This window comes from Streptomyces cyanogenus, from assembly GCF_017526105.1.
Classification (GTDB): Bacteria; Actinomycetota; Actinomycetes; order Streptomycetales; family Streptomycetaceae; genus Streptomyces; species Streptomyces cyanogenus.
In genome coordinates, this window is sequence record NZ_CP071839.1 from 2,994,629 (window position 1) to 3,007,402 (window position 12,774).

General features: G+C 76.5%; 9 protein-coding genes. 6 read left to right on the forward strand and 3 right to left on the reverse strand.

Annotation, left to right across the window (positions count from 1 at the left end; translation table 11 throughout):
* The 5 genes from S1361_RS40040 to mreB all read left to right on the forward strand — a co-directional run bounded on the left by S1361_RS40040 (position 1) and on the right by mreB (position 8,943).
* The gene (locus S1361_RS40040) at positions 1–549 is read left to right on the forward strand and encodes a CU044_2847 family protein (RefSeq protein WP_341829314.1); all 549 of its coding nucleotides are present in this window, start codon (positions 1–3) and stop codon (positions 547–549) included.
* Entirely contained in the window at positions 549–2,249 is a 1,701-nt protein-coding gene (locus tag S1361_RS13455) for a VMAP-C domain-containing protein (RefSeq protein WP_208036580.1), read from the forward strand. Before S1361_RS40040 ends, S1361_RS13455 begins: the two co-directional genes overlap by 1 nt.
* Before the next feature lie 34 nt (positions 2,250–2,283).
* Positions 2,284–3,318, forward strand: coding sequence for an AAA family ATPase (locus tag S1361_RS13460; protein WP_208032097.1), 1,035 nt, complete (start codon positions 2,284–2,286; stop codon positions 3,316–3,318).
* A complete protein-coding gene (locus S1361_RS39195; protein ID WP_243769164.1) occupies positions 3,308–7,747 on the forward strand; it encodes an SAV_2336 N-terminal domain-related protein in 4,440 nt (1,479 codons plus the stop codon). The genes S1361_RS13460 and S1361_RS39195 overlap by 11 nt, the downstream gene beginning before the upstream one ends.
* Before the next feature lie 158 nt (positions 7,748–7,905).
* Positions 7,906–8,943 carry a rod shape-determining protein gene (gene mreB / locus S1361_RS13480; RefSeq protein WP_208032098.1) on the forward strand — a complete coding sequence of 346 codons (1,038 nt, stop codon included), beginning with the start codon at positions 7,906–7,908 and terminating at the stop codon, positions 8,941–8,943.
* Positions 8,944–9,000: 57 nt separating this feature from the next.
* On the opposite strand, the gene S1361_RS13485 is transcribed toward mreB, so the two are convergent.
* Positions 9,001–9,963 (reverse strand): sensor histidine kinase, encoded by a 963-nt coding sequence (locus S1361_RS13485; protein WP_208032099.1) that lies wholly within the window; start codon positions 9,961–9,963, stop codon positions 9,001–9,003.
* Positions 9,960–10,280 carry an STAS domain-containing protein gene (locus S1361_RS13490; RefSeq protein WP_208036581.1) on the reverse strand — a complete coding sequence of 107 codons (321 nt, stop codon included), beginning with the start codon at positions 10,278–10,280 and terminating at the stop codon, positions 9,960–9,962. The genes S1361_RS13485 and S1361_RS13490 overlap by 4 nt, the downstream gene beginning before the upstream one ends.
* Positions 10,281–10,455: 175 nt before the next feature.
* Between S1361_RS13490 and S1361_RS13495 the strand changes: the two genes are divergently transcribed.
* Positions 10,456–11,199 carry an ANTAR domain-containing response regulator gene (locus S1361_RS13495; protein ID WP_208032100.1) on the forward strand — a complete coding sequence of 248 codons (744 nt, stop codon included), beginning with the start codon at positions 10,456–10,458 and terminating at the stop codon, positions 11,197–11,199.
* Between the two features lie 164 nt (positions 11,200–11,363).
* Here S1361_RS13495 and S1361_RS13500 read toward each other — a convergent pair whose 3' ends face one another.
* The gene (locus tag S1361_RS13500; RefSeq protein ID WP_208032101.1) at positions 11,364–12,695 is read right to left on the reverse strand and encodes a serine/threonine-protein kinase; all 1,332 of its coding nucleotides are present in this window, start codon (positions 12,693–12,695) and stop codon (positions 11,364–11,366) included.
* Positions 12,696–12,774: the final 79 nt, after the last annotated feature.

The window sequence follows — 12,774 nt, forward strand, 5'->3', positions numbered from 1 at the left end:
ATGGACGGGTTGGTCGAGTTCAGGACCGAGGACGGTGCGCTCGTCGTGGTGGAGGGCGTCGGCACCAGATCGGGGGCCCGCCTCGTCTCGCGTGGCGACGGACCGGCGCAGGCCGCGCGCACCTTCGAGGGCGCGCTGGACGGCGTGCGGGCGGCGGCGGCCGCCGCGCTGCGGGTCTTCCGGGACGGCAGTCTGCGGCCCGACGCGGTGGAGATCGAGTTCGGGGTGCGGCTCTCGGCGGAGGCCGGTGCGGTCATCGCGAAGGGCTCTGCGGAGGGCCATCTGGTCGTCAAGCTCAGCTGGTCCCCCGGACAGCAGCCGGAGCAGACCGCTCAGGGACCGCACGGGCGGGCCGTATCCGGGCAGGACGCGTCCGTGCTGAACGGGCAGGCGCCGGCCGTCCCCGGTCAGACGGCGCCCGGCGACACCGCGCCCGGACGGACGGCGCCCGGTGAGACCGCGCCCGGCCGGCCGGTGCCCGGTCAGACCATGCCCGGCCGGACCGCGCCGGAGGCGGCCGGTCCCGACCCGGAGCCCGCCGACCGGTGATGCACAGCGCCGCCTGGCACGCCCGCATCGCCTGTGGCGACGAGGTGGGGGCCGGATTCCTGGTCACCGGCCGCCGGGTGCTCACCTGTGCCCATGTCGTCAGGTGGAGCGACCGGGCGGCGGTGACCGTGAGCTTCCCGCACGCCCGGGAGCTGGGCGAGCTGCCCGCCTCGGTCGTCGCCCACGGCGGCTGGGCGGGCGAGGTCACCGACCCCGGCGACGTCGCCGTACTCGAACTGGACCGTGACGTCCCGCTCGCCCCGGCCGGTTTCGCGTCGCCCGACGCCGCGTACACCGAGCCGTACCCCAAACTGGTCGCGTACGGCTTCCCCGAGGGCTACGACGAGGGCACGCTCGCCGAATACCAGGCCGTCTCGGCCCAGTTGATCGCCGGCGAGTGGCTGGAACTGGTGGCCTGGAACGGGCACGGGCAGCCGCTCGTGGCCGGGTTCAGCGGTGCCGCGGCGGCGCTGCCGGACGGCAGGGTGGCCGGCATGATCACGGCGGCCTCGGGCTCCCCGGACGTGCGCAAGGGCCGGATGCTGCCGCTGGACGTGCTGGCCCGGTACTGGCCCGAGCTGGGCGAGCTGGTGCCCACCCCGGGCCACCGCGACGACGCCCGCCGGCGGCTGTACGCCCTGCTGCGCCGGGCCGCGGCCGGCACCGGGCCGGTGTGCGATCCGAACCGGCTGTACGTGGACGCGGTGGGCGCCTTCGGTCCGGCGCTGCCCGCGGGCGGCTTCCCCTCCCTGTGGGCGGCCGCCGCCTACGTGCAGTGGGAGGTCCCGGACCCGGAGGCGGTGAGCCGGTTCGCCGACCGGCTGCACGAACTGCTGGACGGAACCCCGGCGTTACGGCCCCCGGCGGCTCCCGTGCCGTCCGGCGCGGAGGCCCCGCCGGCCTGGTCCCCGGTGGTCGTCGAGATCGACCACAGCGGCGCCGGTCCCGACCAGGTGACCGTGGAGGTGTCCGCGTACCGCGACGGCCGGCGCCGGCCGGTGGGCGCCCGCCGGCTGCCGCGGACCGCGGTGCGGTCCTACGTCCAGCAGCGCATCGACGAGGCCGTCGCGCATCTCGCCCCGGACGCCGACGAACTGGTCACGTTCGTCCTGCCGCGCGAGTGGCTCAACGAGGCCGTGGCGCACTGGGAGTGCGGCGCGGACGACAGCACGCCCCTGGGCTGCGCCTATCCCCTGGTGGTGACCGACCGCGCGCGGCACCACAGCGGCCGGCTGCGCCACCAGCTGCGCAAGAAGTGGCAGAGGCTGGACTCCGGCCGGACGGTCGAGGTGCACCGCGTCGAGTGCGGCACCCGGGAGCGCCCCCCGAGCCTGCGCAAACGGCTGTGGGACGGCGACGCCGGACTGGCGGGCTACGCGGCCCCGCCCACGGTCGCCCGGCAGCACTTCGAGGTCGGGCTCACCGTGCCCGTCCCCGTCCTGCTGTGGCCCCGGAGCGGCTCTCCCTGCCCCGGGCACGAGGACGAGCCCTGCCCCGGCACCGTCTTCCTCGACCAGCTCACCACCGCGATCGCCGACGTCCCGCCCGCCGAACTCCCCCGGCACATCCTGTCGTTGCGGATGACCGCGGACGCCGCCGACGAGCCCGACCTGCACTGGGCGAGGGACCTCCAGCTGCTCTGGGACGACCCGCGCTGCTTCCCCGAGACCACCGCGAGCCTGCACTCCCCCGTCGCCTGACCGACCGCACGACCCCCACGGAGAAGAAGAGCCCATGCCCCTGTGGCCCGTCTACACCGGTACGAACGAGCCGCACGACGGCATCGCGAAGCTGCCCCCGCCGCCGCCCTGGCGGGCCTTCGACGGCGGGCCGGTGCTCCCCGCGCCGGACGCGGCCGCCGACACCTCCGCCGTCTCGCCCGACCGTACCCACCGCGCCGAGACGTACCAGGCCACGGAGGAGACGGTCCAGCTGGTCAACGCGGCCCTGTACCTGCGCCGTCCGCTGCTGGTCACCGGCCCGCCCGGCACCGGCAAGTCCTCCCTCGTGTACGCGGTCGCCCGCGAGCTGCGGCTCGGCCCGGTGCTGCGCTGGAACATCACCAGCCGCAGCACCCTCCACGACGGCCTCTACCAGTACGACCCGCTCTCCCGGCTGTACGCGGCCCGCCAGGACGCCGCCCGGCCGGAGGGCGCGGAGGGCACCGCCGACCGGTCGGGCATCGAGCACCATCTGCGCCTCGGCCCGCTCGGCACCGCCCTGCTGCCCTACGAACGTCCCCGCGCCCTGCTCATCGACGAGATCGACAAGAGCGACCTCGACCTGCCCAACGACCTGCTGAACGTGCTGGAGGAGGGCCAGTACGAGATTCCCGAACTGGTGCGCGCCGCACGGCTCACCCCGGACGGCGTCGCCGAGGTGCTGGCCGACGGCACCGACGAGCGGGTCCCGGTGGCCCGCGGCCGGGTCCGCTGCCGCGCCTTCCCCTTCGTCGTCCTCACCAGCAACGGCGAGCGCGAGTTCCCGCCCGCCTTCCTGCGCCGCTGCGTCACCCTGCACCTGCGGCAGCCGGACGACCGGCACCTCGCCGAGATCGTCCGCGCCCACCTGGGCGAACCGGACGCCTACGCGCGCACCCTGATCGAGCGTTTCCTGTCCCGGTCGGGCGTCGGCGACCTGGCCACCGACCAGCTCCTCAACGCGATCTACCTGGCCCGCTCCGCCGACCTGGACGCCGAGTCCCTCGACCGGCTGGCCGAGCAGCTGATGCCCTACCTGGGGCAGACCGCGCAGACCGATGTCTTCTGAACCCGCCGAGGTCGCCGCGCCCGCCGCGCCCTCGGGTGCCCCCGATCCCCTGGTCCGCCTGGCCGACGTCCTGGCCGAGGCGGCCCACGGCGTGCGCCCGACCCCCCGGGAACTGGCCGAAGTGCTGTGGCTGGCCCGGCACATGGGTCCCGACGCCGGCGAGCCCGACGCCACCGGGTACGACAGCACCCCCGGGCAGGCGGCCCCGGCGCCCGAAGCAGCCCTGCCCCCGCCACCCCGGGAGACGGCACCGGAGCCGGCCCCGCCGCCCGAGCCGCGCCGCGCCGCCCGGCCGCCCTCGCGCGTCCCCCTGCACCTGCCCTCCCGCCGCCCCGCCGCGGCGGCGGACCGGTCCCACACCGCGCTGCTGGCCCCGGCGCCCCCGATGCTGCGCCACCGGCTCGCGCTGCAACGCGCCCTGCGCCCGCTGGCCCGCCGTATCGACGCGCCCGTGGGTCACGAGCTGGACGAGCCGGCCACCGCCGACCGCATCGCCCGGCTGGGCGCCGACCCCACGTGGTGGCTGCCGGTGCTGCGCCCCGCCCGGGAGCGCTGGCTGCGGCTGAACCTGGTGTACGACGCCGGCCCCACCATGCCGGTGTGGCGTCCCCTGATCCGCGAACTGCACACGGTGCTGGCCCAGTCGGGCGCGTTCCGCACGGTCACCCTGTACCGGGCCGCCGCCGACGGCACCGTGCACGGCCCCGACGCCCACGAGCCCGCCGACGGCCGCACGGTCACGCTCCTGATCAGCGACTGCATGGGCCCGCAGTGGCGGGAGGGCCCCGCGGGCACCCTGTGGTACGCCACCCTGCACCGCTGGGCCCGCCGGATGCCCCTGGCCGTCGTCCAGCCGCTCCCGGAACGCCTGTGGCGGGACACCGCCCTGCCCACCACTCCCGGCACCCTGTCCGCCCCGCACCCCGCCGCCCCCACGGCCACGCTCACGTTCACCCCGTACGAGCGCCACGAGCCGCACGAAGGACATGAGGAGCAGGTGGCCGAGGTGCCCGCCGGTGTCGTTCCGCTCCCGGTGCTGGAGCCGGGGCCGGGGTGGCTGGCGCACTGGGCCGCGCTGCTGACCACGCAGGGCGGCACGGGCGTCCCCGGCGCGGTCGCCGGGCTGGTCCGTCCGCTGCCTGCGGACGCCGAGGACCGGACGGACGTCGGACGGCTGTCCGCCGAGGAGCTGGTGCTGCGGTTCCGGGCGACCGCCTCGCCCGAGGCGTTCCGGCTGGCCGGCCATCTCGCGGTGGGCCGCCCCGACCTGCCGGTCATGCGGCTGGTCCAGGCGGCGGTCGAACCGGATCCGCGCCCGCAGCACCTGGCCGAGGTGATCGTGAGCGGCATGCTCACCGCCGTCCCGGGCGGCCCGCCCGGCTCCTACGCCTTCCGGGACGGCGTACGGGAGCTGCTCCTGCTCGGCCTGCCCCGCACGGACCGCAACCGCACCAGCGAACTCCTGGAGCGCATGGGCGAGTTCATCGACCGCAGGGCGGGCCGGGCGCCGGGCGAGTTCCGTGCGGCGGTCCCGGCGGCCCGCGGCGCGGGAACGGGCGCGGAGGACGACCCGTTCGCCACGGTCAGCGAGGACAGCGTGCGGCGGCTGTCGACGGCGGATGCCGGGGGTCTGTTCGCGGGGCGGTACCTGCCGGTGCGGCGGATCGAGGGCACCGGCTGGTTCGCCCGGGACGCGCAGCAGGGAGACGCCCTCGTCGTGCTGCACCGGTACCCGGCGCAACGCTCCCCCGCCGCCTTCACGGACCTGTGCCGGCGGCTGGCCGAGGTGCGTCACCCCCGGATCGCGCGGATCCTCGACCACGGCTTCGGCGACGGGGTCCCCTACCTGGTGCGGGAGTACGTCGACGGTCAGACGCTGCACCGGCGCCTGGCGGAGGCCGGGGGCAGCCTGCCCGCCGGCGAAGTCGCCGCCCTGCTGCCGAAGCTGGCCGAGGCGGCCCTCGCGCTGTACACGGCCAGGACGCCGCTGGGAGTGTTCGGCACCCGCTCGGTGGTCCTCACGCCCGACGGGCCGGTCCTGACCTGTCTGGACTCGGCACCGCTGGACCACGGCAGCCGTGAGAAGGCCCTGCAGGCGCTCGGAGAGATCGCGCGGACCCTGCACGACGCCCTCGCCGGCGAACCGGGCGCCGAGCTGGACGCGGCCGTCACCGCGATGCTCTCCGGCAGCCCGGAGAGCCTGCGGCGCGGCGTCGAGCGGCTTCTCGCCCTGCTCTCCCGTCAGGTCCCCCTGCGCTTCTCCCTCCTCGGCCCGCTCCAGGTCACCCGCGACGGCCGCCCGCTCCCCGTCGGCGACCCGCACGACCGAGCCGTCCTGTGCATGCTGCTGCTGCGGCAGGGCCGGCCCGCCACCGGGGAGGAACTGGCCGCCGGGCTCTCGGACGGCCCCGGGTCCGGCGCCCGCTCCCCGGACACGTCCCTCACCCGGCTGCGCCACCTCCTCGGCCCGGACGTCCTGACCGCCGACGACACCGGGTACGCCCTGCGCGCCCCCGACGACGTCGACGTCTTCCGCTTCCGCCGGCTGGCCGCCGAGGCCACGGAGGCAAGGGACGCCGGAGAGCCGTCACGAGCCCGTCGACTCGCGCACACGGCGCTGGAGCTGTGGCGGGGCCAGCCGCTGACCGGTGTGCCGGGCCCGGCCGCACGGGTCGCCCGGGCGGAGCTGGAGGCGCTCCGCGACACGCTCCGGGCGATCCTCCTCGGCACGGTCCCCGCCACGGCCGGGGCTCCCGTCGCCCACCCGGAGATCCACTTCACCGCCGAGGACCTCACCGGCCGCCCGGAAGCCCGCATCACCCTCGAAGCCGCGGTGCACGAGGTCCTCGCGCGCGGCTCCCTCAGCCCCCGCCAGTACGAGGTGCACGTCCGCCCGGACGGCTACCTGGTGCGCACCGAGCCCGGCGCCTACCTGCTGCCCCTGCTCGTCGCGGTGCTGCGCGAACTCCCGCACGCGCTGACCCGGCTGACCCGTCCACCGCGGCTCGGGGTCACGTTCGGGCAGCCGCCGGCCCGGCCGCCGGAGGCAACCGCGGACGCCGTGGTCGTCGTACCGCCCGCGCTGTACGACGACTTCGCCGCCAGCTCGGCCGCCCGGCGCTCCCCGCGTTTCCGCCCGCTGTTCGCCGACAGTGCCCCGGACAGCCCGCCGGCCGCGTGGTACTGCCTGCTGGGGGCGGGGGCCGCGGAGCCCGCGGAGCGGGACCTGGTGCAGGGCCCGTTCATCGCGCACGACCTGCACGAGCTGGGCGTTCCCACCCCGGGGCGGACGGCCGTCGTCCACACGCGGCCCGGCGGACCGCTCACGCTGCTCGACCCGATCCAGCCGTACGGCACGCGGCCGCCCCGCCCCGAGACGTACTACTCGGTCGACCTCACCCCGCACGAGACCCGTCACCTGGTGTCCCTGCCGAGTTCCGGCAAGGGCGCGTTCCAGGCCGCGGTGAAGCTGTCCTGGCGGGTCGACGACCCGGTGGCCTTCGTCCGCGCCGAGGTCACCGGGGTCTCCGGGCTGCTGCTGGAGCACCTGCGCGGCGCGGCGGCCCCCGTCACCCTGCGCTATCCGCTGCGCCGGGCGGGCGCGGCCCAGCGGGCGGTGAACGCGGCGGTGGACGACTGGCCGGTGCCGGGGCTGACGGTGTCGTACAGCGTGCAGCTGGTCCCCGAGTGGGCGCCCGCGCCGGCCGCGGAGCCGCCGGTCCCGTCGCGGCGGCGGCTGTCGGCCCTCCTCGCCGACGCCGAGACGGTGCTGATCGGCTTCGACGGCCCCCTCGCCCGGCTGTTCCCCGCGCAGACGGCGCGGGAGGCCGTGCTCGACCTGCTGTCGATCGTGGCCGATCACCGCGATCCGCAGGACGCGGCGGCGGGCCGGCCGCTGCCCGTCGTGGGCACGTCCGGCCGGGAGGCGTTCACGCATCCGCTGGACCTGCTGCGCGCCTTCGCCCACGACCGGCTCGGCCCCCTGCTGCGGGCGCGGCTGGACGAGCTGGAGTTGCGGGCCGTGCCCGACGCGCCGACGACGCACCGCTCCCTCGCGCTGGTGCGTGCCCTGCACCGGTCCGGCCGCCGGGTCAGCGTGGTGACGGACGTGTCCACCGCGGCCCTGCACCGCTGTCTGGAGCCCTACCGGCTGCCCCTCGCGGGCGTCCACGGCCGCCGCCACGACCTCAGTCTGCTGACGCCCCACCCCGACTGTCTGCTGCGGGCCCTGCGGGCGCGCGGCACGCCGGCCCGTTCCGCGGTGCTGATCAGCTCCTCGGTCGCCGAACTCACCGCCGCCCAGCAGCTGGGCCTGCGCTTCATCGGGTACGCGCCCGGCGCCGCCGGGCGGCGGAGCCTGCGGGAGGGCGGCAGCGAGGTCACCGTCTCCTCGCTCGAACCGCTGGTGGAGGCCGCCCGCGCCCGATGACCCGGCGACACTCCGGTACGGGCGCGAAATACGCCCGTTCAGCCGCGCCCCGCCCGGGCGCGCACAGCGGGCGCCCGCTCCCGGCGCCGCGCAGGATGCCAGTGAGCCCGCCGATCAGGCGGGGACCTCAAGGCCCCACGCCCTCGGGAGGATCCGCCGTGACCGTCAGCCTGGAGCAGTTGCGCCGCTGCCACTTCGCCGTCGACCTGGGTGCGGCCCGCACCCGGGTCTATGTGAAGGGCGCCGGCCTGGTCGTGGACCAGCCCTCGGTCGCGGCCGTGAACACCCGTACCGGCGGGCTCATCGCCGTGGGCGAGTTCGCGGAGAAGATGACGGGCCGCACCCCGGACTACATCAGGGTCGTACGGCCCATCTCCGGCGGCACGGTGGTGGACATCGACATGGCCCAGCGGATGCTGCGCCATCTGCTCGGCGACAAGATGCGCCGGGCGCTGCGCCGCAAGCCCCGGCTGCGCGCGGCGGCCTGCGCCCCGCACGACGCCGATCCGCTGGCCCAGCGGGCGACCATCGAGACGCTGGCCGGGCTGGGGGCCCGGCGGGTGGAGCTGGTCGACACGCTGATCGCCGCCGCCGTGGGGTGCGGGCTGCCGGTGGAGCGGCCCGAGGCCACCATGGTGCTGGTGTGCGGGGCGGCGGCGACCCAGGTCGCGGTGCTCTCGCTGGGCTCGATCGTGACCGCCGAGCGGATCCCGGTGGGCGGCGAGGCGGTGGACCGCGCGATCGTGCAGCACCTGCGGCACGAGCACGAGCTGATGCTGCCCAGCCAGTCGGTACGGCCGCTGCAGCTGGCCCTGTCCGGCAACGGGCTCACCCCGCACGGCCCGGCGTCCACCGAGATCCACGGCCGGGACGTGGCGACGGGGCTCGCGCGCAGTGTGCGGGTGGACACCGCCGCCGTGCGCGACGCGATCCAGACCCCGCTGACGGCCGTCCTGGACGCCATCGGCAAGGTGCTGCGCGACTGCCCGCCCGATCTGGTGGCCGACCTCGCCGACCGCGGGATCATGATGGTCGGCGGTTCGGCGCTGCTGCCCGGGTTCGACCAGATGCTGCGGCAGGCCACGGGGATGCCGGTGCACATCGCCGAGCGGCCCGACGTGTGCGCGGCGCAGGGCCTGGGCGCCATGCTGGAGGGCCGGATCGAACCGCTGGTCCTGAACCCGCTCGCCGCCTGAGGCCGCCGGGGTGACGGCGGGGCGACGGCGCGGGGGGCGCGGCGGTGCCGCGGTGCCTCAGCGGCTCAGGTAGGAGCGGATCGTCGTGCCCTGCGGGCCGGTGTGGGTGCGCACCAGGTCGGACAGCAGGTTGACCAGCAGCAGTCCGCGTCCGCCGCGCTGGTCGCGACTGGCCGGGCGGCGGCCGGCCAGCGGGTCGGTGAGGCGGCCCTGGTCGCGGACCTCGCACAGCACGTACCCGTCCTCGGACCACACCGTGATCGCGCCCGTGCCCCCGCCGTGGACCACGCTGTTCGTGGTCAGCTCGGCGGTGATCAGCGCCAGGTTCTCCAGGGCCAGGCCGGCGAGGCCCAGCCGGGCGCCGTGGTCGGTCGCCAGGTGCCGGACGGCGGACAGGGAGTCCTCGTCGAAGTCGACGGCGAGCACGCCGGGGCCGGCGCCGGGGGCGGCCGTCAGCGGCTCGTTGTAGCGGGCGACCACGCCGTCGGGGTCGTAGGCCGCGCTGACGTGTTCGGCGGCGGAGCCGGCGGGGATGACGACGGGGTGGGTGGCGTGCGCGTCGGCGAGCGCACGCTCGTCCAGGCGGGAGGTGTCGTACGGACACAGGATGGTGACCTCGCGGCCCTGGAACGCCGCGTTGATCAGTGCCTCGTGCTGGGCGCAGGCCGGGTACTCGGCCGGGCTGCGGCCCGCCCAGACCGGCTCGCCGATGATGTGGACGCGCCGGCCGGGCGGCTGGGCGTCGGCGAAGGCGCGCAGCACACCGGGGATGATCCGGCCGGGGTTGCGTCCGGCCTCGCGCATGTCGAGGAAGCGGACGGCGGCGCCGTCGGCACCCAGCTCGTCCTGGATCAGCCGCAGGTTCTCGCCGGGGACGGCGACCGCGACCGGCTCGTCGGCCGCGAGCGCCGCGCGGACGAAGGGCACGGTGCCGGCCAGGTACTCCCGCGTGTCGCCGTAGAACAGGGCGGGGTGCACGAACGGGTCCGCACCCGCCGGTGTTTCGACCGTCCCGGTCATGACGCCGACACCTCGATCCCCGGCAGACCGGGCCACAGCAGGTCCAGTATCCGCGGTACGGCGTCCGGTGGCCGGTCCAGGACCAGCCGGCGTCGCCCGCCGAGGCTGCGGGCGGCGTGCGCCAGCGCCCCGACGCCCGCGACGTCGACGAAGGTCAGCGCGGAAAGCTCCAAGTAGTACACGTCCTCGTCCTCGCGAACGGCCCGCTCCAACGCGCGCTCCCAGATGCCCCGCGTCCTCAGGCTCACCTCGCCCGCCGCCCGGAATCCGGTCCGCCCGGCCAGCGGGCGCACGTCGAGCCGTGGCGTCGCGGGCATCGGCTCGGCGGCGACCGGCAGGGGTCGCGCCGGCTCGGGTCCGCTCACGTCGTCTCCCAGCCGCACGGGTACATGAACCCCCAGTATGCGCCTGACTCCGTCCGGCCCGGGTGTGGGCCCGGGCCCCGGGGGCAGGCGAGGGACGGACGACGAGCGGCAGAGCGGGACGAAGCACATGATTTCAGCGGCAGACGCAGCGCACACCGGGCGGCTGGACACCCTGGCCGTCGAAGGCCGCGCGGAGGGCGACCGGGTCGTCCTGACCGCGCGCGGCGAACTGGTCGACGGCTGTACGGACACCCTGACCGGCGCGCTGGCGGTCCTGCCGGCGGGCGCGGCCCGGGTGGACGTGGACGTGTCCGGGGTGACCTTCGTGGACACGGCGGGGCTGGCGGTCCTGGACACGCTGGCCGCCTACGGTCTCCGGCACGGCGTGCCGGTGCGGGCCACCGGCTGGCGGGGACAGCCGCGCCGGGTGCTGGAGTTGGTGGGTCTCGACCCCGTGGACCCGCTGGGCGCCGCGCTGCCCGAGGGCCGGCCCGCCCGTACGGCGTCCGCGGTGGCCCGGGAGCGTGCCGAGCAACTGGACGTGCTGCGCCTGGAGATCGAGCAGCTGCGCCACGCGATGGACTCGCGTCCGGTGATCGACCAGGCCCGCGGTGTCCTGATGGCGGCGCACGGGTGCGGTCCCGAGCAGGCGTGGGAGATCCTGCGGGAGGCGTCGCAGCGGTCCAACGTCAAGCTGCGTCGGGTGGCGGCGGCGGTCACACGGAGCGCCGCGCCCGACGGCCCGGCCCCGCCGGAGGTGCTGCGGACGGCCCTGGCCGACGCGGCCCGCCGGGTCAGTACGGCAGGATGCGCCCGGACGGAGTCCTGCGGTCGATCTCCTGCCCGCGCGGCGCGGCGGGCCGCCGGCTGACACGTACCCGGATCCGACGGTCCATGACGCCCTCCTCCTGCCGACACCGGCCCGGCTGGACGCCGGTAGGGGGTGCGTGCCCAGCAGGTGACCTGTTCAAGCCTGGCCGGCCCAAGTCGTACGACCCGGACGACGGTTGACGACCCGTGCGGCCACCGGCTCCGCTACCGGGTCAGGTACCGGGCGAGGACCGGGTCGAGCAGGGCCAGCCAGGTGTTCAGCCGGGCCCTGCGGCGGGCGTTCAGCTCGCAGGAGTACACGCCGCCGTCCCACAGCCGCACGGTGAGGGTGAGGCGGTTGCCGCGCCAGTGGCGTTCGACGTGCGCGATCTCCTCCCAGGCGAAGTCCGCACTGGCACCGGCCACTTCGAGGAGCACTCCGTCGGCGTTGACGATCGCGCCGGACTGCGCGTCGGCGAGCACGGCCTCCGGGCTGCCGTACGGCACGGGCGGCCCGAAACCGGGCGGCGCCGGGGTGGCGGCCTGCGCGGGCGGGTGCGGTGGCGCGGCGGCCGGGACGGGCTGCTGGTGGTACGGGGGCGCGGCGGCCTGCGCGGGCAGGTGCGGCGGGGTCGCGGGCGGCGGGGGCGGCGCGAACGCCTGCGGGGGTGCGGCGAAGGCCTGCGGGGGCGGCGCGAACACCTGCGGAGGTGCGGCGAAGGCCTGCGGGGTCGCGGTGACGGTCGGCGGGTACGGCGGTGCCGCCGGCCGGGCCGGCTGCGGTGCCGGTTCCGTCAGCCGGTCCAGCAGCGCGGTGGGCGTCGGCCGGTCCGCGGGCTCCTTCGCCAGGCACGCCGAGACCAGGTCCGCCAGCCCGGCCGGTACGGCGGACACGTCCGGCGGCTCGTGCACCGAGCGGTACATCAGCCCCATCGGCGTGCCCTCGCCCCAGGCGCTGCCGCCGGCCGCGGCGACCAGCACGGCACCGAGGGCGAACACGTCGGCGGCGCCGGTGACGTCGTGGCCGAGGGCCTGTTCGGGAGCGAGGAAGCCGGGTGTGCCGAAGGCGGTGCCGGTGGCCGTGAGCCGGGTGGACTCCACGGCCCGGGCGATGCCGAAGTCGAGGACGCGGGGTCCGTCGGCGGCCATGATGATGTTGCCGGGCTTGAGGTCCCGGTGCACCAGGCCGCAGGAGTGGATGGACTCCAGCGCCTCGGCGAGGGCGGCGCCCAGGGACCGCAGCTGCGGTTCGTCCATGGCGCCCTCGGCGGCGAGCCGGGCCGCGAGGGTCGGGCCCGGGATGTAGGCGGTGGCCAGCCAGAGCGGGTCGCCGTGGACGTCGGCGTCCACCACCGGCGCGGTGTGGAAGCCGCCGACGGCGCGGGCCGCCTCGACCTCGCTGCGGAACCGCTCCCGGAAGACGGGGTCGGCGGCCAGTTCGGCCTTGGCCACCTTCAGCGCGACGGCCCGTCCGCCGCGCGTCCGTGCGAGATAGACCGTGCCCATGCCGCCCTCGCCGAGCCGGCGCTCGACGAGGTATCCCCCGATGCGTTCCATGCGGACAGTATGGAGGTCCCGTACGGCACTCGGCTCAGGGCCTGCGGCGGATCCTGCCGCCGCACGGCCGCGCCGGACG